The 20418-nt window shown below is 42.0% G+C and carries 19 protein-coding genes; 11 read left to right on the top strand and 8 right to left on the bottom strand.

Annotated features, from left to right (window positions below; all coding sequences use genetic code 11):
• The first annotated feature begins 381 nt into the window (after positions 1-381).
• Positions 382-1110, top strand: coding sequence for a copper homeostasis protein CutC (locus tag WA256_RS07375; protein WP_335990217.1), 729 nt, complete (start codon positions 382-384; stop codon positions 1108-1110).
• Positions 1111-1112: 2 nt separating this feature from the next.
• Positions 1113-1973 carry a BadF/BadG/BcrA/BcrD ATPase family protein gene (locus tag WA256_RS07370; RefSeq protein ID WP_335990215.1) on the top strand — a complete coding sequence of 287 codons (861 nt, stop codon included), beginning with the start codon at positions 1113-1115 and terminating at the stop codon, positions 1971-1973.
• Here WA256_RS07370 and WA256_RS07365 read toward each other — a convergent pair.
• Positions 1970-2695 (bottom strand): AraC family transcriptional regulator, encoded by a 726-nt coding sequence (locus WA256_RS07365; RefSeq protein WP_054552042.1) that lies wholly within the window; start codon positions 2693-2695, stop codon positions 1970-1972. The two genes, WA256_RS07370 and WA256_RS07365, sit on opposite strands and share 4 nt — an antisense overlap.
• A gap of 162 nt (positions 2696-2857) precedes the next feature.
• On the opposite strand from WA256_RS07365, the gene WA256_RS07360 reads away from it, so the two are divergent.
• The 7 genes from WA256_RS07360 (at position 2858) to WA256_RS07330 (ending at position 10386) form a co-directional block, all read left to right on the top strand.
• Positions 2858-4018 carry a Gfo/Idh/MocA family protein gene (locus WA256_RS07360; RefSeq protein WP_335990213.1) on the top strand — a complete coding sequence of 387 codons (1161 nt, stop codon included), beginning with the start codon at positions 2858-2860 and terminating at the stop codon, positions 4016-4018.
• 6 nt (positions 4019-4024) lie between these two features.
• On the top strand, positions 4025-5077 hold the full coding sequence (locus WA256_RS07355) for a sugar phosphate isomerase/epimerase family protein (protein WP_335990211.1): 1053 nt from the start codon (positions 4025-4027) through the stop codon (positions 5075-5077).
• Between the two features lie 34 nt (positions 5078-5111).
• Positions 5112-6332, top strand: coding sequence for an MFS transporter (locus WA256_RS07350; protein WP_138558865.1), 1221 nt, complete (start codon positions 5112-5114; stop codon positions 6330-6332).
• Between the two features lie 24 nt (positions 6333-6356).
• Positions 6357-7049 carry a 3-keto-disaccharide hydrolase gene (locus tag WA256_RS07345; protein ID WP_054552038.1) on the top strand — a complete coding sequence of 231 codons (693 nt, stop codon included), beginning with the start codon at positions 6357-6359 and terminating at the stop codon, positions 7047-7049.
• 1 nt (position 7050) lies between these two features.
• Positions 7051-8730: a GMC family oxidoreductase gene (locus tag WA256_RS07340; RefSeq protein ID WP_062565634.1), complete on the top strand. Its 1680-nt coding sequence runs from the start codon at positions 7051-7053 to the stop codon at positions 8728-8730.
• A 2-nt stretch (positions 8731-8732) separates the two neighbouring features.
• Positions 8733-9488 (top strand): gluconate 2-dehydrogenase subunit 3 family protein, encoded by a 756-nt coding sequence (locus WA256_RS07335; protein ID WP_335990205.1) that lies wholly within the window; start codon positions 8733-8735, stop codon positions 9486-9488.
• A gap of 67 nt (positions 9489-9555) precedes the next feature.
• Positions 9556-10386, top strand: a complete 831-nt coding sequence (locus WA256_RS07330) for a sugar phosphate isomerase/epimerase family protein (RefSeq protein ID WP_335990203.1) — start codon at positions 9556-9558, stop codon at positions 10384-10386.
• A gap of 80 nt (positions 10387-10466) precedes the next feature.
• Here WA256_RS07330 and WA256_RS07325 read toward each other — a convergent pair whose 3' ends face one another.
• On the bottom strand, positions 10467-10718 hold the full coding sequence (locus tag WA256_RS07325; protein WP_130167606.1) for a hypothetical protein: 252 nt from the start codon (positions 10716-10718) through the stop codon (positions 10467-10469).
• An 856-nt stretch (positions 10719-11574) separates the two neighbouring features.
• Between WA256_RS07325 and WA256_RS07320 the strand changes: the two genes are divergently transcribed.
• Positions 11575-12021 (top strand): hypothetical protein, encoded by a 447-nt coding sequence (locus tag WA256_RS07320; RefSeq protein ID WP_062565639.1) that lies wholly within the window; start codon positions 11575-11577, stop codon positions 12019-12021.
• Positions 12022-12064: 43 nt separating this feature from the next.
• On the opposite strand, the gene rnd is transcribed toward WA256_RS07320, so the two are convergent.
• The 3 genes from rnd to WA256_RS07305 all read right to left on the bottom strand — a co-directional run bounded on the left by rnd (position 12065) and on the right by WA256_RS07305 (position 15874).
• Positions 12065-13195, bottom strand: a complete 1131-nt coding sequence (rnd, locus tag WA256_RS07315; protein WP_335990200.1) for a ribonuclease D — start codon at positions 13193-13195, stop codon at positions 12065-12067.
• Between the two features lie 48 nt (positions 13196-13243).
• The gene (fadD, locus tag WA256_RS07310) at positions 13244-14905 is read right to left on the bottom strand and encodes a long-chain-fatty-acid--CoA ligase FadD (RefSeq protein ID WP_062565641.1); all 1662 of its coding nucleotides are present in this window, start codon (positions 14903-14905) and stop codon (positions 13244-13246) included.
• Positions 14906-15022: 117 nt separating this feature from the next.
• Positions 15023-15874, bottom strand: coding sequence for an alpha/beta fold hydrolase (locus WA256_RS07305; protein WP_063527641.1), 852 nt, complete (start codon positions 15872-15874; stop codon positions 15023-15025).
• A gap of 110 nt (positions 15875-15984) precedes the next feature.
• Between WA256_RS07305 and WA256_RS07300 the strand changes: the two genes are divergently transcribed.
• Positions 15985-17274, top strand: coding sequence for an alkaline phosphatase (locus tag WA256_RS07300; RefSeq protein ID WP_063527640.1), 1290 nt, complete (start codon positions 15985-15987; stop codon positions 17272-17274).
• An 82-nt stretch (positions 17275-17356) separates the two neighbouring features.
• Here WA256_RS07300 and WA256_RS07295 read toward each other — a convergent pair whose 3' ends face one another.
• From WA256_RS07295 to WA256_RS07285, 3 genes are all read right to left on the bottom strand, one after another.
• Positions 17357-17680: a hypothetical protein gene (locus WA256_RS07295; protein WP_062565644.1), complete on the bottom strand. Its 324-nt coding sequence runs from the start codon at positions 17678-17680 to the stop codon at positions 17357-17359.
• A gap of 88 nt (positions 17681-17768) precedes the next feature.
• Positions 17769-18461 carry a tRNA (adenosine(37)-N6)-threonylcarbamoyltransferase complex dimerization subunit type 1 TsaB gene (gene tsaB, locus WA256_RS07290; RefSeq protein ID WP_063527639.1) on the bottom strand — a complete coding sequence of 231 codons (693 nt, stop codon included), beginning with the start codon at positions 18459-18461 and terminating at the stop codon, positions 17769-17771.
• Between the two features lie 10 nt (positions 18462-18471).
• Positions 18472-20388, bottom strand: a complete 1917-nt coding sequence (locus tag WA256_RS07285; protein WP_054563876.1) for an ATP-dependent DNA helicase — start codon at positions 20386-20388, stop codon at positions 18472-18474.
• Between the last annotated feature and the right edge of the window lie 30 nt (positions 20389-20418).

Raw genomic sequence — 20418 nt, 5'->3', positions numbered from 1 at the left:
CAGTTGTGTGTTCTGTTTTTGTATAAGAGGTTTTAGCCCCTGCAAAAACGATTTATTGTTGTCGGTTTTTAAACTGATTATTGGTAGTTAACAGCTTGTTAAACTCAAACTCAGAATAGGGTGAGTGGTCAAAAAGTGATAATAAAAATTCGGTGAGAGATATGACAAAATCGGCGTTAGGAATATTTTATATTCATTTTTATACTTTCTGAATTATAGTTAAGCTCAGCGAATTTGAGTTAACTGGCTCAGCAAAACAAACTCAAAAATACATTTAAAATATTGATAATAAATAACAATTTAACATATTGCGTATTTATTGACGACTCAGAAATTGAGTGACTAAAAAATAGGTGTAATAGATATGGTAAAAACACGCCCATGAAAAATGGTAAATTTCTTGAAGTATGCCTAAACGAAGGGTGCTTTAAGCAGCTCGCTAACAACATTTCAATGGCTAGTAACTTAGGCGCAAAGCGCTTTGAATTGTGCAGTAATTTACACCTAGGTGGCTTAACACCAAGTGTTAATGCGATTGATTGCGCTGTAAAAAGCCTGACTAATAGTGCAGAGTTAGTGGTGATGATACGCCCCAAAGCTGGTAATTTTTTTGTTAGTGCTGAGTGCCACCAAGTTATGCAAAAACAAATAACAATGGCAGCGAGTGCGGGAGCGCATGGCGTGGTATTTGGGGCAGTTAAACACGGCGAACTTGATTTAGAAGTGACCCGCTCTTTAGTTGCCACAGCCAAACAGCATGGCCTGATGGTGACCTTTCACCGTGCATTCGACACCCTAACAAACCCGTTAAGCGCACTTGATAAACTGATTAGTTTAGGCGTTGACCGCATATTAACAGCAGGCACGCCGTGGCAAAGCGGCCAAAGTGCTGTTGATGGCCTAAATCAGCTCAACACATACTTAGTGCACAGCGCTAATCAGATAGAAATTGTTATGGGGGGTGGTGTGACCATAGAAAACGCTGAAGCTCTTTGGCAAATAATAAAAAACCATTCAGCCAATGCAGCTGTGCATGTACACTCATGTGTGCACAACGAAAACGGTGCAATTAACGCTGAGGCTATCAATAAGCTTCTTTCAAAGGATTAATCATGGCAACGTATTTTTTAGGTATCGATGGCGGTGGCAGTAAGTGTAAAGTTCGTTTAGAAAACGAAAATGGCTCACTACTTAGCGAAGCCATAAGTGGCTCAGCAAACGTGGCCACCAGCTGCCAACAAAGCCAAGAGTCAATACTTCACGCTACTGAACTTGCTTTTCATGAGGCAGGGCTTGCCTTAAGCGAGCTGAAAAACACTTATGCGCATGCAGGGCTTGCCGGTGCTAATATCGACTCTGCCTATCAAGCTATGACCAAATGGCAGCATCCTTTTGCCAAGTTTACCCTCTCAACAGACATGCTAATTGCCTGTAAAGGCGCACATCAACACCATGATGGCGCAGTGATTATTCTTGGTACGGGCTTTTGTGCGGGTTACCAACAACAAAACCAATTTAGCGAATTAGGTGGTTACGGATTATTACTGAGCGATGGTGCCAGTGGTGGTTGGTTAGGCTTACAACTTTGCCGAAAAGCATTTGCAGTACTTGATGGTGTTGCGCATAGTTCAGCGGCTATAGATGCCCTACTCACCCAACTTAACTGCCACTCAAGCCAAGCGTTAAGTCAGCGTTTAATATCAGCGCGCCCGGCTGAGCTTGCCAAATTTGCGCCGCTCGTTTTTAGCCATTCTGACGATGCTTTTTGTCAGCAATTAATCAATGAAGCGTGCGCATACATTACCCGCTATATCGCTTACTTTGAAAAGCAAGGTATTGAAAACGTCACCTTGATGGGCGGTATTGCTAGTGCTATCACGCCTTACTTAACTGATGCCAGTAAAGCGCATTTAACCCGCGCCCTTGCCAGTGCAGAGCAAGGGGCTATTTTAATGGCAAGAGCTGCAATTTAATCACCTAATTGCGAGCGCATTTGTGAGGGAATTTCGCCAAACAAACGCCGAAATTGTTTACTGAAGTAACTCGGTTCAGAAAACCCGCACTGATAGGCCACTTGTGAAATGGGCAGTTGCGTTTCAATTAGCAGCTTGCGGGCATTTTCGAGGCGCACTTCGTTAATAAATTGATTGGGTGTTTTTGCTAAGTGTTTTTTAAAACGACGCTCTAAGGCGCTCACCGACAAGTGTGCAAGCTCTGCTAATTCATCAATGCTGATCTGACGATGATAATGCTCGCGAATAAATTTTACCGGCTCTTCAATTGCCCTTACATGAGAAAGTGCTTTTGAGGTTTTTTGTAAATGTCGGGTCACTCCGTAAGTGCCAATCACATTGCCATCGTGATCTTTTAAAGCATGCTTTGATGTAGAAAACCAACCAAGCTCACCTTGTTGGGTTTGGTTAAGCTCTAAACGGTCGGTTACTATGTAGCCTTCCATCACCCGTTTATCGTCATTTACGTATTGAAACGCGAGGTGCTTTGGTGAAAAATCGAAGTCTGTTTTTAGCAATATTTGCTCCAGTGTTTTATAACCCTGATGCTCAATAAAATGCTGATTACAATGCAAGATTCTACTATCTGTGTCTTTTACCCAAAAGAGGATATCTGGCAGTAAATCAAATGCAGCAATCAGCTGATTTACGCCAGCTTTTTTTATTATTTCTTGAATATCCATCGCTTAATTTTGTCTCAATACAGAACAGCCCTATATATTTTAAACGCCGATTTTGTTGCATTGTCAACCGAATTTTTATTAGCGCTTATTGGCTAAGCTTTCCTATTATCAATAACATGATATTAACAGTAGCAAACGCTATTTAAATTAGGAGCGCTTAAGATGAGCAAAGCTAAGATCCGCATGGCAATGGTAGGCGGTGGCGATGGTGCCTTCATTGGCGCTATTCATCGAATTGCAGCGCGATTAGACGGAATGATTGAGCTTGTTGCAGGCGCATTCAGTTCAGACGCAAACAAATGTAAAGCAACTGGCGAACTACTTGGGCTTGATAGCAGCCGTTGCTACGACAGTTACCATACGCTATTTACCGAAGAAGCAAAATTACCCGCTGATGAGCGTATTGATTTTGTGGCTATTGTCACGCCAAACCATTTACATTTTCCGGTCGCGAAAATGGCGCTTGAATATGGCTTTCATGTACTCTCAGATAAACCTGCAACGCTCACTCTCACAGAAGCAGAGCAATTACAAAGCATCATTGCAAAGCAGCAGGTTTTATATGGGTTAACCCACACTTACACCGGTTACCCTATGGTCAAAGAAGCCAAGCATCGCGTAAAAGCAGGCGAGCTTGGCACCATACGTAAAGTGATTGTTGAGTACACCCAAGGCTGGTTATCTCAACGTGAAGACGAGGGCTCAAAGCAAGCGAGCTGGCGTTTAGACACCAGTAAGGCTGGCATTAGTTGTTGTATGGGTGACATTGGCGTGCATGCAGCTAACTTAGCCGAGTATGTCTCTGATCTCGAAATCACCGAGCTTTGCGCCGATTTAAACCATGTAGTTGAAGGCCGAGCCCTTGATGATGATGGCACTGTGCTACTTAGATTCAATAATGGTTGTAAAGGCGTTTTACTGGCAAGCCAAATTGCTGTTGGCGATGAAAACAACTTACGTCTGCGAATTTATGGCGATAAAGCCAGTCTTGAATGGTCGCAACTTGAGCCAAATAGCTTATGGCTACGAGGCCACAATCAAGCCGCAACATTACTTAGAGCGGGCGTAGGTGAATTACACCCTGACACGCAAAATGCCCTGCGCGCCCCTGCCGGTCACCCAGAAGGCTACCTTGAAGCATTTGCCAATATTTACAGCAATTTTGCAGCGCAGATCCATGCATTTAAGCAAGGCGATAACGCAACAAATTCAGCATTTGATGTGCCAGGCATCAATGAGGCTGTGCGTGGTATGGCGTTTATTGAGCATGTTGTTGCTTCAGCTAAACAAGATACTAAATGGCACAAATTACAGATTGGATAATAAAGAATGAATAAAATCAAAGGGCCAGCAATATTTTTGGCGCAGTTTATTTCAGAGCAAGCACCCTTCAATAACTTTAAAGGTTTATGTGAGTGGGCAAGCGGTTTAGGTTACAAAGCGATTCAAGTGCCAACCTCAAATCCAGATATTTTCGATTTAGAAAAAGCAGCTCAAAGCCAGCAATACTGCGATGAAGTCACTGGTATTGCCACAGAGTATGGACTTACAATTTCAGAGTTATCAACACATTTGCAAGGCCAGTTAATTGCTGTACACCCTGCGTACGATGAAATGTTTGATAACTTTGCCGCAGAGCATGTAAAAGGTAACCCTGCAGCGCGAACAAAGTGGGCAACAGAGCAACTGATGATGGCTGCTAAAGCAAGTAAAAACCTTGGTTTAACAACCCATGCGACGTTCTCGGGTTCTTTTTTATGGCATACCTTTTACCCGTGGCCACAGCGTCCACAAGGACTTGTTGAACAAGGCTTTAGTGAACTTGCTAAGCGTTGGTTACCCATTTTAGATTGCTTTGACGAGCATGGCGTGGATGTGTGTTATGAATTGCATCCAGGTGAAGATCTACATGATGGTGTGACATTTGAGCGCTTTTTAGCGGCAACCAATAATCACCCACGCGTGAATATTCTTTATGATCCGAGCCACTTCGTACTGCAACAGCTCGACTATTTAGCGTTTATCGATATTTATCATTCGCGCATTAAGGCGTTCCATGTCAAAGATGCCGAATTTATCGCAAATGGCCGCTCAGGTGTTTATGGCGGATTTCAAAACTGGCAAGACCGACCAGGGCGTTTTCGTTCTTTAGGTGATGGCCAAGTAGATTTTAAGCAAATCTTTAGCAAGTTAACTCAATATGGTTTTGATGGTTGGGCTGTACTTGAATGGGAATGTTGCTTAAAGCACCCAGAAGATGGGGCAAGAGAAGGCGCTGAGTTTATTAAAGCACACATAATAAACCCAACAGACAAAGCCTTTGACGATTTTGCCAGTGGCGCAACAAACACTGAGCGTAATAATCGAATTTTAGGTTTATAAAACCGACAACAATTGAACACACAGGACACACAATATGGACAACAATAATTATAACCGCATAGTCTTTCGGCTTTGCTGTATAGCACTGATTGTGACCTCTATGACCTTTGCCATTCGTGCTGGTATTTTGGGTCAACTTGGCAGTGAGTTTGGCTTAACCGACACCGAACTAGGTTGGGTTAATGCCATGGCATTTTTAGGTTTTCCCGTTGCGACTATGGTCGGCGGTATTATTTATAATGCCATTGGCGCGAAGAAATTAGTGGCTTTAGCGTTTATTTGTCATTTACTTGGTCTTGTTTTAACTATCACTGCTGATGGTTTTTGGGGCTTACTGGTTTCTACCTTTTTGATTGGTTTTGCCAACGGGGCTGTTGAAGCGGGCTGTAATCCACTGATTGCAGAAATGTACCCTAAAAATACCACCACTATGCTAAACCGTTTTCATGTTTGGTTCCCTGGTGGCATTGTGATAGGCGCACTTGCGTCGAATTTTATGTCGGGAGCGGGTTTAAACTGGCAATGGCAAGTGGCTTTAATTTTAGTTCCTACGGTTATTTATGGCGCTATGCTGATCAAAGCGCAGTTTCCACGCTTTGATACACGCACTCACTCAACTAGCAGCAATATTCGCCACTTATTCACGCCGTTATACATCTTTTTAATTGCCTGCATGACATTCACCGCAACCACTGAGTTTGGCACACAACAATGGATTGAGCGTATTTTAGGTTCATCGGGTGCCTCTCCTATGGTGGTATTAGCCTTGATCACTGGCCTAATGGCTGTTGGTCGCTTCTTTGCAGGCCCCATTGTGCATAAGCTCAACCCTACTGGTGTATTACTTGGATCTGCCATTTGTGCAAGCTTAGGTATCTTCATGATGAGCCAAGCCGAGGGCAGCATGATATATCTAGCAGCGATGCTTTTTGCACTTGGCGTTACCTACTTTTGGCCGACCATGCTTGGCTGCGTTGCTGAATACATTCCAAAGTCAGGGGCGCTGGGTATGTCGTTAATGGGTGGTGCAGGCATGTTTGCTATGAGCATTTGGAACCCTGTAATTGGTAGCTGGATAGATACCGCACGCTCATCGGCACAGGCAAGTGGCGCAAGCGCTGAACAAATTGAAATTTTAGCCGGACAGGCTGTATTACAAAACCTACTGATCTTCCCAATTATTTTAATCGTCGCATTCATTGGGTTGCATCTAGTAATTAATAACAACAAACGCACCGAAAAATGTGCGTCTTAAGCAAGTAAATCGTCGAGGAACACTATGTTTAAATCTCTTAAAGCACTGACTTTAATGCTCACCGTTAGTAGCTGTGCACTCGCTAATGCGGCTGATAATCAGCTTACACAACAAGAAAAGCAAGCTGGCTGGCAGTTGTTGTTTGACGGCAAAGATATGTCGCAATGGCGTAATTTTAAAAGCGAATCTTTAAATCCTGCATGGGTCGTTGAAGATGGCGCTATGACATTAACCAAAGGTGGTGGCGACCTGCTTACTAAAAAGCAGTACCAAAACTTTGAATTACAGATTGATTGGAAAATCTCTACCAAAGGCAATAGCGGTATTTTTGTGTTAGCTGATGAAACCGGACAGATGATTTACTCTCATGCGCCTGAAATTCAAATTATCGATAACGAAGAACACCCAGATACCGAAATTGACTCGCACTTAGCAGGGTCAATTTACGATTTATTTGCAGCGCCAGTTGCGGCGCACAAACCAGCAAATAGCTGGAACCATGTACGCATTAAAATGCAAGACAACCACTTACAAGTTTGGCAAAACGGTATTAGCACCACCAGCATTGTGATTGGCAGTACAACATGGAACACCCTTGTTAAAGGCAGTAAGTTTGCAACTTGGAAAAACTTTGCAACGGCTGAACAAGGTCATATCGGGCTTCAAGACCATGGTGACAAAGTGTGGTTTAAAAATATAAAAATCAAGGAGCTATAAGATGTCTGATTTTAAACATAAGGTATTAGTTGTTGGCTCTGGTGCTGGCGGTGCAATGGCCGCATACACGTTAACCAAGCTTGGTCACAAGGTGTTATTACTTGAAGCGGGCCGTAATTATGACCCGAAAACAGAAAGCCCGATGTTTCGTCGTAACAACGAAGCCCCACTTATGGGTGCAGGTAACAAAGACAAAAACTTTGGCTTTTACGACGCAACCGTTGATGGCGGCTGGCAAGTACCTGATGAGCCATACACGAGTGCCAAAGGGAGCGACTTTTATTGGTGGCGCGCACGTATGTTAGGTGGTCGAACTAACCACTGGGGCCGCTATTCATTACGCTTTAGTGAGCACGATTTTAAAGGTAAAAGCCGTGATGGTCACGGTGCCGACTGGCCATTTGAATACGCTGATTTAGCACCTTGGTACGATAAAACAGAAGAGCTTGTTGGCGTATGTGGCACTAATACAGGCCATGAAGATATGCCAGATTCGTCACCGGGTATTTTACAGCCGCCACCAAAACCGCGTGTGCCTGAACTTCTAATTGCCGCTTCTGCAAAGAAAATGGGCATTCAAGCAGTGCCGATGCATCGCGCGGTATTAACTCGCCCGAAAGATGATCGCATGGCGTGTTTTTATGCAACACCTTGTGGCTCTGGTTGCTCAATTGGTGCTGCTTTCCAAACTACGACATCATTACTGCCAATGGCAAAAGCCACCGGAAACTTAAAAGTCATTACCGATGCTATGGTTAAATCAGTTAAGGTTGATGAGCAAGGTAAAGTCACTGGCGTCACTTATGTTGATAAACACACAATAACCGAACATGCTATTGATGCCGATGTGGTTATCTTAGCCGCCAGCGCCTGTGAATCAGCACGTATTTTATTAAACTCAAAGAATAAAAAGCACCCTAAAGGCCTTGCTAACTCAAGTGGCCAAGTAGGTCGAAACTTGATGGATTCGACGGGTGCATGGTTAGGTGCGCAAATTCCGGCACTTAAAGGTCGCCCACGTTATAACGAAGATGGACATACCGCTAATCACTTATTTATTCCTTGGTGGGGTCATCAAGCACAAGCTAACAATGAATTAGATTTCCCACGTGGTTATCACTTTGAAATTGGCGGTGGCTTTAGACAACCAGGCTCGGGTGTATCGGGTGATAAACAAGGCTATGGCCCTGCCCTTAAACAGCAAATTCGTGATGCATATGGCTCTTACGTTGGTTTTGCTCTGCGTGGCGAGATGTTACCGAACAAAGATACCTACATGGAAATTGACGAAAACGTTAAAGACAAATGGGGTATTCCGGTATCAAAGTTCCACTTTAAGTGGTCTGACAGAGAATTAAAGCAAATCGAACATGGTTTAAAAACTGCGAAGCAAATTCTAGAAAACATGGGGGCGACCGTTGGCGAACTCCCGCCTGCTGAAAAAGCAATTTCAAAAGGTGGCGAAATCATTCACGAAGTGGGCACCACACGAATGGGCAGCTCAAAGAAAGACTCAGTCACCAATCAATGGGGTCAAACATGGGATTGTAATAACCTATTTGTTATGGATGCCGGTGTATTTGCTTCTAACCCTCATAAAAACTGTACGCTCACCATCATGACACTGGCAATGCGTAATTCAACTTGGCTTGCTCAACAAATTGATAACGGGGTACTTTAATTATGCATCATCGTAACGAACACGACTCATATAACTATGTTTCAAACATGAGCCGCCGTGAGTCTTTAAAATGGCTTGGTCTATTAGCTGCGGGCTCGGCGGTTGGTTTAACTGCTGGGTGCACAAAAGCACTTGAAGATGACGGTGCAGTCTCTGCAAAAGAGCATTGGCCTGATTTAGATATTAAGCCTGTGACCGCTAAAGGCTATGGTCAAGACCCTAATTTGGTGATGCCACCAGAATCACCTTGGCCGCTGACCTTAACCGCAGACGAGCTTACGTTAGTTGCGCTTTTATCTGATTACATTGTACCGCGCGAAGGCGCTATTCCTTCAGCCAGTGAACTACAAGTACCGGCCGTTATTAATGAATGGGTGAGCGCGCCGTATGAAGGCCAACAACGCGATAGAATTAAAATTTTAAATTCATTAGCGTGGCTTAACGATGAAGCACAGCTTCGTTTTAAAAAGCAATTTGTTGCACTTAACGAAAAGCAACATCGCGCGATTTTAGACGATATTGCGTTTTTAAACGAGCAAACACCTCTGCAATTTCAGCGTATTGGTAAAGCCTTTTTACGCTTTAAAGAGTTAGTGCTTGCTGCCTTTTTCTGTACACCTGAAGGCTGTAAAGACATTGGTTATCTTGGCAATGTACCTATTGCAGGTGATTACCCTGGTCCTTCTGATGAAGCAAAAGCCCACTTAGATCAGGTTTTAGCTGAGCTTGGTTTAAGCGAGTACGCCTATATCGATTAACTTTCCCCCTTGTGTTATTTGTAACACAGTGCAGGGGGTCACTCCCCTGCTTTTTTAGGATTGAAGTATGTTTAAAACCCGCATTTTATTGCTCATTATTAGCCTTTTATTTAGTGGTCAATTATTCGCAAAACTGCCAGTGAGTGTGCAGCTATGGTCAGTCAAAGACACCTTAAAAATTGACTTTCATGGTACGCTTAAGTCTCTTGCCGAAATGGGGTTTGACGGCGTGGAGTTTGCCGGAGACTTTGGCCCATATTCAAATAATCCAGCAGCCTTAAAAGCAAAGCTCAGTGAATTAGGCTTAGTTGCCAGTAGTGCCCATATAGGCTTTGATGCACTCAGTGAAAACACTATTGATAGCACCCTGCTGTTTTACAAGACCCTTGGCGTTACTACACTTTATGTACCTTGGGATGAAAGAGCATGGCACCCTGAGGGAGTTAAATCTCTGGTTAAAGAGCTTACTAAAGTCAGTGATTATGCGACCCGCTTTGATATGAAGATCGGTTTTCACAATCATAATAAAGAGTTTAATGCTTTTAATAATGCAACGTTTTGGGATTACATTGCCAGTAACACACCCAAGACCATGCCATTGCAGTTAGATATTGGCTGGGTCAATTACGCAGCTAAAGATCCAATCTACTTTATTAAAAAGTACCCTAACCGCACGCTTGCTACGCACATTAAAGTACGTACGATTCAGGGTAGCAACATGAGCCCGATTATCGGCGAAAACAACATTGATTGGCCTGCCATCATCGATACTTTAGAGTCGCACGGCAATACCAAGTGGTTAGTGCTTGAGCAAGAAGAATACCCAACTGGATTAACCCCACTACAAAGCGTAGCTAAATCAAAACAAAACTTAGATAAGATTTTACTTGGTTTGTAGGGTTATTTTAGGAATGAGCTCGCTTTAAACACGTGAGCTCATGGCTTAGATTTAAAAAGTCGTTCACTCATAGCTCTATATTAAGGTTCATCTTGCCAAGAGCTACTACCTTCAGTACGTTTTGCAAAGCTTTCTGGTTTCCTAATTGGTTTATCTATGCTTTTATAGAATATCAAGATTCCAGCTCCACCTATGACGGGGAGTAACCAAACCAGAACTATTTGTGCTACTTTTTGAAAAGTTTCAAAATCATTTCTTTTATAAATTACTAAACTAATCAAAATATTGAACACTATTAGCAACCCCAAGCCTGCTAGTGCATAGTTTTCCATATCTTAATCCTATTGATGTCAAAAACATTCAGTAAAAACGACCGAACGACGGCTTAAATTGTTTGTTATACGCTTTAAAACGAACAACTAATCGTCCTTTCTTCGGTGTTTAAAGATAAATCGCCCAAATTGAAAACACAAAACCAAAAATACAATGAGAAATATAAGTCCATTTACCCACTCAGGCAAAAACTCCACAATCTTCGGAGCAATGAGTTTTAGAATACCGAAAACTGCTACGATGAGAAGAATGAATGCAGTCCCTTTCACAAAAGCACTCCTAAATTTCCGTTCAATGCATCTGTTTATATTTTAAAATACCAACGTCAAAATTAATTGCGGGAATATCCTTAAATGTACCACCCATCTAGCATAGGGACAAAAAGGATGGCTATATTAACAAGCGGGGACGATTCACATTCTTTAATCCCAGCATGTTCCTCCCAGATCTACAGCGGTTTGTTATGTGGCTTACCTCTTTGATATAGTTTTAACAAATTACTTAAGGCATTGCTATCACAAGTTTTTTAAAATCTTTTATGTAAAATTAAATACATTAATATGCTCGCGTCGATCATTTTAATAAAAATATGTGCAAAGAACAGCTTGGCAGTTTTCAATGGCTCATAATCCTTAATGAAGATATATAACGTGACTTATTCTACCAACCTATTTTACATTTATTCTTATATCTTTCATCGTTTAACATCTTATTTAATTTCAACAAGCTAAATAAAGCACAGCATTAAAAATTAATAATAAAACATTAAAAATAGCGTTTACTTTCATTTGTTCGGCAGATTGTTTTATCTAAGTAGCGAAGTACTATATTAAAAAAGCCTCTCAGGGACTGAGAATGAAAGTATTGAATTTAAGGAAGAGTTCAGAGAAAAGCACACTTGCGATCCTCGTGACTTTAGCCGTCTTAACATTGTCTATTCTAAAAGCGACATCCCAAAAGCATCCACTTTATGACCTGCTTTTGCTGGCTTTTATGCTTACATCGTTAATAATTATTTTATTGGTATTGAGCAGTAAAAATGAGCTGACTATATGTCGACACGGTATTTTTTATAGCTCAGCGTTTGGAAATGTTCATATTGAACCAAACAAAACTAAACTAATTAAACAATACTCTAAATATGGTTTTAATTGTGTGGTAATCATTGGTCATGGCTACTTTATATTCGCGCCATTTTATTATTTAACGTCGAAACAAAAACAACGACTTAAAAGATATGATAATAACTTACTGCATTGGCTAGAGGTTACGCGTAAACGCAGTAAGTTTCAGGGCTTTTAGTACGAATACAAAGCATACAAAAGCCCTTTAAAAAGTTAGTTACTTAGTTTTGCCACTCTTTAAGTACGTCTTTCACATACTCATAGCGCCATGAGTTAAACAGATCTGGCTTTGATGCAGCTTTACGCTCATCGGCATCGAGCTTCCAATTCCAGCTGATCAGTTGGTTAATCTGTTTTTTAGAGGCCAATACATCTTCAGGAATACCCTGCTCTTTTGCAGCTTTGGTAATTTTTTGTTTAATATCTTTAGCCGCTTTTTTGTATGCCGGAAAATCAATTAAACGTTTTAATTGTGCAGGTTGTTCGCTATCAGGAACGGCTTTACCACGCTCAATACATTTTAAAATTTCAACACCCGAACGGTTCACTTCCATTGGCTCAACACCCGGTACTCTGCGTAACGCATTTAGACTTGCAGGCTTACGCTTAGCAATTTCAACCATGTTATGCTCTTTTACCACGAAGTTAAGCGCGAGGTTTTTGCGCTCTGCCTTTTCACGGCGCCATGCGGCAAGTTCGCGTAATACTGCTAAGTCGTGCGGTCGTAATTGCCAAGCATTTTTAATGTCTTTATAAAGCTGCTCTGCTGGTGGTTGGTAAGCACGTTTTTGCGCGACTAACTCGCTTTCGCTGATCACGATGTCAAAAAAGCCAGCTTCATCAATTTGTTTTTCAATGATTTCAAAACAAGGCAGTAAGTGGTACGTATCGGCAGCGGCATAATCTAGCTGCTTTTCTGTGAGTGGGCGCTGTAGCCAGTTAGTGCGTGATTCGCTTTTATCAATTTCGATATCAAGCAACTCTTTAACCATGTGCGCAAAGCCCATGCAGTTACCATGGCCTAATATTTGTAGAGCAAATTGGGTATCAAACAGCGGTGTTGGTACAAAGCCAGCGTATTTTTGAAACACTTCAATATCTTCTGACGGTGAATGCAGTACCTTTAACACCTCTGGGTTTTTAAGTACTTGCCAAAAATCAAAAAGCGACAACTCAGCCAGAGGGTCGATTAACGCTAAATGCTCACCATCGTATACTTGAATAAGTGCAACTTCAGGGTAAAGCGTACGACGACGCATAAACTCGGTATCAATCGCCAGTACCGGTTTTCCTGTTATTTTTTCTACAAAATCATTTAATTGATTTTGCGTTTCGATCAGTTGATATTGCACTTATACCCCTTTCTTTACCATAAAAAAGCCGGCTAATGCCGGCTTTAATTATTTTTCTTCGTCCTTTAAGGCTCTTCTTAGAATCTTACCAACGTTTGTTTTTGGTAGTTCATCTCTAAACTCAACGAGTTTAGGCACCTTATAGTTCGTTAAATTATCACGACAGTGCTTTATTATATCTTTTTCAGTTAAAGATTGATCTTTTTTCACGACAAAAACTTTAACTTGTTCGCCACTGACCTCATGAGGGATACCGATTGCCGCTACTTCAAGCACGCCATCGTGCATAGCAACAACTTCTTCGATCTCATTTGGGAACACATTGAAGCCAGATACGATAATCATGTCTTTCTTACGATCAACAATATAGAAGAAACCTTCATCATCGTAAGTTGCAATATCACCTGTTGCAAACCAACCGTCTTTTAAGCATTCGGCTGTTGCATCTGGGCGGTTATAGTAACCTTGCATAACTTGTGGGCCTTTAACCCAAAGCTCGCCGGGCTCACCTTTCGCTGCTTCTTCACCATTTTCAAGCATAAGCTTAATATCAGTGCTAGGAGCAGGTAAACCAATTGAACCATTATAACCTTCAAGGTCGTAAGGGCTAACAGTTACAAGTGGTGCACACTCAGTTAAGCCATAACCTTCCATTAATTTGGTTTTTGTTACAGCTTGCCATTTTTCAGCAACTGGACGCTGTACTGCCATACCACCGCCAAGTGACATTTTTAGGCTTGAAAAATCAAGTTCAGCAAAACCTGGGGTATTTAGTAAACCGTTAAATAGCGTATTTACACCCGTTACCGCAGTAAATTTGTGTTGTGCTAACTCTTTTACAAAGCCCGGCATATCACGAGGATTAGTAATAAGTACGTTTAAACCACCGTATTTCATAAATGTTAGGCAGTTCGCTGTCAGAGCAAAGATGTGATAAAGCGGCAGTGCCGTAATAACCACTTCTTTTCCGCGATCTAACACGTTATCTAGACAACCTGATACTTGTTCAAGGTTACCAACCATGTTGCCATGCGATAGCATTGCACCTTTAGATACACCGGTTGTACCACCTGTGTATTGCAAGAATGCTAAGTCGTTTAAATCAACATCTGGCTTTTTATAGCTCGCTTCGTTACCAGCAAGTGTATCGGCAAATTTGATTACATTTGGCAATGAGTAGCTAGGCACCATTTTCTTAACGTGCTTAACCACAAAGTTAACGATGTGCTTTTTAAGGCCGCCCACCATATCACCCACTTGGGTAACCACAATGTGCTTAACGTTGGTTTTTGGTAATGCTTTTTCTAGGGTATCGGCAAAGTTAGCAAGAATGAAAATTGCTGATGACTCTGAGTCATTTAACTGATGCTCTAATTCACGCACGGTGTATAGTGGGTTTACGTTTACCACTACACAGCCTGCACGAAGAATACCTAAAATAGTCACAGGCGTTTGCAGTAGATTCGGCATCATCACCGCTACTTTATCGCCTTTTTTCAGACCAAGATCATTTTGAATGTACGACGCAACACGTTTTGTAGCACTGTCTAACTCACTATAGGTCAACACTTTACCCATGTTGGTAAAGGCTGGAAGGTCACTATAGTCAGCAAAACTTTTTTCAAACAAGTCGAGTAGCGAGTGATAATGCTCAGGGTCGATTGTTTCAGGCATACCTTCTGGGTAGCGTTTAAGCCAGATTTTTTCCACTCTTAGCTCCTGTTTATAATTATATTTTTTAATAACCTTAATCTAACTAAGGCCGTTTCTCAATGGAGTAAATACTCTAATGGTGCAGATAATCCCACATTTGGTGCAATTATACAATTAACTTGCTTTATACTGCCCAATAAATGCATGAATGTGCTCTAAGGTTAATGCAGGACTTTGCATATGGCAATGGTGACCTCCAGGTATCTCATGAATTTTTAACTCCTTGTAATATTTACCATATGCCTCTAGGTTATCCCTAACGAAAGGGTAACCCTTATCCCCTAGGATAAGCTGACATGGTGCGTTAATTTGTTTGATGGTTGCAATACATTGCGCCTCATCAAAGCGAAATCCTGAGTGATTTTTAAGCTTAGGATCGGTTGTTAAATACCACTTACCTGCTTTTTCGTAACTATTTCGTGTCATTAATAGCTCTGCTTGTGGGTAATCAAGGTCGCCACTTGCAAGCCTTGCACTAATAATGTGCGCTATTGAGTCAAATGCACGAGGGCCTTTGCTGTTTACCCGCGCTCTATTTAATATCGCTTTACGAAGTTGGCTGCTCATTTCATTGCTGTTAGTTGTAACGCAGCCAATTCCCTCAATAAAGTTTACCGATGCTACCATTTCAGGGAAGCAGCTCGCAAAAACGCCAGCGACCATGGCGCCCATAGAATGGCCAACTAAATGCACTTTCGTTACATCAAGCGACTCAATAAACTTATAGACGTCATCAATGTAGTCAATAAAGTAATAATGGGCGTCACTACTTCGCCAATCAGATAAACCATGGCCAGGAAAATCAAGGCAATACCAACGCTGATTTAACTGCGCGTTTTGTAACATAGGTATGTAACTATGTGCGTTATCAAGCCAACCATGTAAGGCAATCACAACCTCTTCGCCATGACCAAAGGTTAGGCCATGCATTGCCTGAGTGCCAGTTTGAAAAGAAAAAGGTTGCACAATTGCTCCTATTTATTAAGCGTTTCAACTTAAAGGCGTTTATTTATCGTCTGGCTAGTATACAATAATCCTCGCAGTATAAATAAGGGCACAATAATAAGGTTACATCAATGAAATTAAAATTAAGTCTTTTAGCATTATTATGCTCAGCAGGCTCAGTAATGGCTGAATCAGCACCAAAAAACATCATTTATATGATTGGTGATGGTATGGGCCCGGCGTACACAACTGCATATCGTTACTTTAAAGATGATCCAAATACTAAAGTTGTTGACCCAACTGTTTTCGATACTATTTTGCGTGGTATGGCACATACCTACCCTGACGATCATACCTATGTAACAGACAGCGCAGCAGGTGCAACAGCACTGAGCAGTGGTCATAAAAGTTATAATGGCGCAATTGCCGTTGATACTGATAAAAAACCAGTAAAAACCATGCTTGAGGTTGCTAAAGAGCGTGGCATGACAACAGCACTCGTAGCTACTTCGCAAATCAATCACGCTACACCAGCAAGCTTTGCTTCACACAACGAATCACGCCGTAACTACGACGAGATTGCTAACGACTATATCGATAACAAAATCGCAGGTAAATTACCGGTTGATTTAATGCTTGGTGGCGGCACGAAATATTACGTTCGTGAAGACCGTAATCTAGTGGAAGAGTTTAAAGCGGCTGGCTATCAGTACAGCGATGACTTCGCAGCAATGAATGACTTAAAGCAAGTTCCAGCACTTGGTTTATTTGCTGAAGTTGGTTTACCGTTTGCGCTTGACGAAAATCCAACGCGCCTTACGCAAATGACAACTAAAGCACTTGATTTACTTGATGGTCAAAATGACAAAGGTTTCTTTGTGATGATCGAAGGTAGCCAAATTGACTGGTGTGGTCATGCAAACGACATTGCATGTGCAATGGGCGAAATGGATGACTTTGCTAAATCGATTGAACAAGCAAAAGCGTATGTAGATAAAAACCCAGATACCCTGCTTGTTATCACTGCCGATCACTCAACAGGAGGCTTAACACTCGGTGCTCATGGTCAATATAAGTGGGAAACTGACGTTGTTAAAGGTGTTAAAGCAACAGCTGGCACTATCACAAAAGATCTACTTGAAAGCGATGACTTAAAAGCAGTATGGCAAAAGTATTCTGATATCGAATTCACTGATGCAAACAGCATTAAGCTTAGCCAAGCTAAGAAAATGGGCGAGAAAGCACTACTACTTGCAGTAAAAGATATTATCAATCATGCCAGCTTCACAGGTTGGACTACTGGCGGCCACACCGCTATTGATGTGCAAGTATTTGCCTATGGTAAACGTGCTGAAGATTTCTACGGTTCGCAAAACAATACTGCGATTGCCGACAAGCTGATTGATTTTATTAAGCAGTAATTTATATTGAATTCTGTCCAATCATAAAAAAAGCCTAAACAATTTGTTTAGGCTTTTTTGTGAATTCAGTTTTACCAATTAGCTAAGCATATACATCAACGCCAATAAGGCTTTGCACTTCGGCGCGGCGCTCTAAGTTAGCAAATTCTGTATAGGTTGAAATAGCGCGACTGGTTTTTGGGTTGCTTGGTTTATCATAAATTGTTTGCTGATAGCTTTGCGACTCAGCTTTAAACTCATCAGCAATAGCAACAGCTTGAGGGCTTGATTTAACATACTCTGTTGACGATTTTTGCTCAGCCGTTTGGTCTGATATCGCTTTGGGCTTATCAGTAACGGTATTTTTACGACTATATTGACCGGGAATGTCACCGGTATAAAAGCCTGAGCCAATAGGTAAAGTCAAACTCGTAATTCCACATCAAACATGACTAAATTATGTGCCATAACTGACGGGCACGCAAGTCCCGTTATTCTCTCAGTTAATATCTCAGTTACTCTCGGCCTGGTAGCTTTTTCCAAGTCACTGTATCACGAACATATTTAGGCTGCGCATTAGCTGCAGTCACTGTATCACCGTGAGCATAAGCAGTGGCAACCGAGGCCAGCATGTACTTCGCATCAGGCAGTAAAATGTTTTCATTTAAACTTACATTTGCTAGTTCTGTAACAAGTGCAGGATAGGTCTGCCAACCCGTACCCACCGCTGCCGCCGTTGTTTCAGGTAACGTTAGCAACTCAGGTTTAATGACTTGCTCCTCATCAACAAGCGTCATTAAGCCATTATCATCAGCTTTATAATGAGCGTAATAAATCTCACCCATACGTGCATCAATGGCAGAAAACACATCGCTGGCTTGGTCTTGTTCAAACGCTTGTTGCGCCATCATCTGCAATGTTGATACGCCAACCAAAGGTAAGCGTGCGGCATAAGCTAAACCTTGTGCAATCGCAACACTGATACGCACACCCGTAAAGCTACCCGGTCCTTGACCAAAACCAATTACATCTAAATCGGTTAGTTTACATTGCGCCTTTGCGAGTAACTCATCAATTAAAGGCAAAATCTTTTGGCTGTGCTGCTGAGGGCACTCTTCAAAATGATGAAATGTTTGCCCTTGATAATGTAGCACCAGCGATAAAGCTTCAGTTGATGCATCTAAGGCAAGAATATTGTGTTTAATCATCTAAGTTACTCTAATTGATCTGTTCTAAAAACGCGTTTGCCATTGCTAAGTCGCGCGTGCGGCGCATGGGTGGCAAACTTTTTAAAAATACTTGGCCGTAATGGCGTGTTACTAGGCGGTTATCGCAAATAACCAACACACCTTTATCTTTACTATCGCGAATAAGTCGCCCTACCCCCTGCTTTAATGCAATGACCGCTTGAGGTAATTGAATATGTGCAAATGGGTCTTTGCCTTGTAACTGGCAATCTTGCATTTTTGCTTGCAATAATGGGTCATCAGGTGCGGCAAACGGCAATTTATCAATGATAACACAACTTAATGTGCTGCCTCTAACATCTACGCCTTCCCAAAATGAGGCTGTGCCGAGTAAAACGGCATTTCCATGACGGGTAAACTTCTCAAGGATAATGCGTTTAGACATTTGCCCTTGCATATAAACCGGATAATCCATTTGTGTGGTTAAACCTTCCGCCACTAAATGCATCATACGATAACTAGTAAAGAGCACAAAGCAGCGACCTTTTGCTGATTTAATCAACTCAAGGGTCAGCTTGATAATAGCATGAGGCATATTATTCGCATGAGACTCAGGTAAGTAGCGCGGTAAGCAAAGTAGCGCTTGTTGTTGATAATCAAATGGACTTTCAACAATCATGCTTTGCGTTGGTTTTAAACCAAGGCTAGCGTTAAAGTGTTCTAATTCGTTATCGACCGATAAAGTCGCCGATGTAAACACAAAGCCTGCTCCAGTGTCTTTCATCATTTGTGCGAATTTAGCCGATACATTAAGCGGTGTAATGTTTACCGTTAGGTATCGGCGAGTGGTTTCGTACCAATAACTATAGCCCGTTTGGGCGGTATCAAATACCCGCTCTAGCTGACCTTTAAAGGCTAGTGTACGCTCAAACGGATGCTCTATTTTTTCGCTACGGTCTAAGCACAACTTTAATACTTGGTATAAAAAGTCGAGGTCGCTAATGACCCGGTGCAGTGCTGCACAAATATCTTTATCAGCCAGCTTTTCACGCCAATCACCTCGGCTACCATCAACCCCAAACTGCAAGCGTAAGTCTGCCACGCTAGTTTCTAACTTGTTGAGGGTTTTACCTAATTGCAGCATATCAGGGATATCGGCACGGTAAATTGCTCGTAAGTCATTAATTAAATCCACCAGCTTTTTGGTGCTAACACTTTCACCAAAATAGTCACTGGCAATTTCACTGAGCTGATGAGCCTCATCAAAAATATAGGCGTCTGCCGTAGGCATTAATTCAGCAAAGCCTGTGTCTTTTACAGCCATATCTGCAAAGAATAAATGATGGTTGATCACCACAACGTCAGCTTCCATGGCATTTAAGCGGGCTTTACGAATATAGCAATCTTGAAAATCGGGGCACTCTTTACCCAAACAGTTATCAGCGGTTGAGCTAACATAAGGCAGTACCTTGGCGTCTTCTTCTATGCCAATACAATCTGCTAAATCGCCTGAACGGGTTTCACTTGCAAACTTTGCCACCATCGCGAGTTGATGCATTACATCTGGATCATCTGTTGGTACATGCGCAACATGCTGACTTAAGCGATAGGTACACAAATAATTCGCGCGGCCTTTTAAAAGGGCGACTTTTTTAGTTGCGCTCAGTGCTTTGACTAAGTTGGGTAAATCACGGTGAAACAACTGCTCTTGTAGTGCTTTTGAACCCGTTGAGATGATGGTTTTGCCTTTTGATTTTAACGCAGGCGCTAAGTAAGCATAGGTTTTACCCGTGCCTGTGCCCGCCTCAACCACTAATTGGTGACGTTTTTTTAAGGCATCGTCAACTGCAACAGCCATGTCAATTTGTGGCTGCCGAGGAGTATATCCATCAAGAGAAAGTGCAAGGGGGCCAGTGGCACTGAAAAGTTGTTTGATAAACTTCGCCAATAGATTAAAAGTGATGGGCAGATTTTACGT

It is taken from the genome of Pseudoalteromonas sp. CH_XMU1449-3, assembly GCF_037027245.1.
Lineage (GTDB): Bacteria > Pseudomonadota > Gammaproteobacteria > Enterobacterales > Alteromonadaceae > Pseudoalteromonas > Pseudoalteromonas shioyasakiensis.
Note: the sequence above shows the minus strand (reverse complement) of the source record. Positions and strands in the feature narration are given on the sequence as shown.

What these genes read in the sequence shown, in the direction of transcription:
- WA256_RS07375 (WP_335990217.1), top strand. Translation starts at nt 382, where the DNA reads ATGAAAAATGGTAAATTTCTTGAAGTATGCCTAAACGAAGGGTGCTTT.
- WA256_RS07370 (WP_335990215.1), top strand. Translation starts at nt 1,113, where the DNA reads ATGGCAACGTATTTTTTAGGTATCGATGGCGGTGGCAGTAAGTGTAAA.
- WA256_RS07365 (WP_054552042.1), bottom strand. Translation starts at nt 2,695, where the DNA reads ATGGATATTCAAGAAATAATAAAAAAAGCTGGCGTAAATCAGCTGATT.
- WA256_RS07360 (WP_335990213.1), top strand. Translation starts at nt 2,858, where the DNA reads ATGAGCAAAGCTAAGATCCGCATGGCAATGGTAGGCGGTGGCGATGGT.
- WA256_RS07355 (WP_335990211.1), top strand. Translation starts at nt 4,025, where the DNA reads ATGAATAAAATCAAAGGGCCAGCAATATTTTTGGCGCAGTTTATTTCA.
- WA256_RS07350 (WP_138558865.1), top strand. Translation starts at nt 5,112, where the DNA reads ATGGACAACAATAATTATAACCGCATAGTCTTTCGGCTTTGCTGTATA.
- WA256_RS07345 (WP_054552038.1), top strand. Translation starts at nt 6,357, where the DNA reads ATGTTTAAATCTCTTAAAGCACTGACTTTAATGCTCACCGTTAGTAGC.
- WA256_RS07340 (WP_062565634.1), top strand. Translation starts at nt 7,051, where the DNA reads ATGTCTGATTTTAAACATAAGGTATTAGTTGTTGGCTCTGGTGCTGGC.
- WA256_RS07335 (WP_335990205.1), top strand. Translation starts at nt 8,733, where the DNA reads ATGCATCATCGTAACGAACACGACTCATATAACTATGTTTCAAACATG.
- WA256_RS07330 (WP_335990203.1), top strand. Translation starts at nt 9,556, where the DNA reads ATGTTTAAAACCCGCATTTTATTGCTCATTATTAGCCTTTTATTTAGT.
- WA256_RS07325 (WP_130167606.1), bottom strand. Translation starts at nt 10,718, where the DNA reads ATGGAAAACTATGCACTAGCAGGCTTGGGGTTGCTAATAGTGTTCAAT.
- WA256_RS07320 (WP_062565639.1), top strand. Translation starts at nt 11,575, where the DNA reads ATGAAAGTATTGAATTTAAGGAAGAGTTCAGAGAAAAGCACACTTGCG.
- WA256_RS07300 (WP_063527640.1), top strand. Translation starts at nt 15,985, where the DNA reads ATGAAATTAAAATTAAGTCTTTTAGCATTATTATGCTCAGCAGGCTCA.
- tsaB (WP_063527639.1), bottom strand. Translation starts at nt 18,461, where the DNA reads ATGATTAAACACAATATTCTTGCCTTAGATGCATCAACTGAAGCTTTA.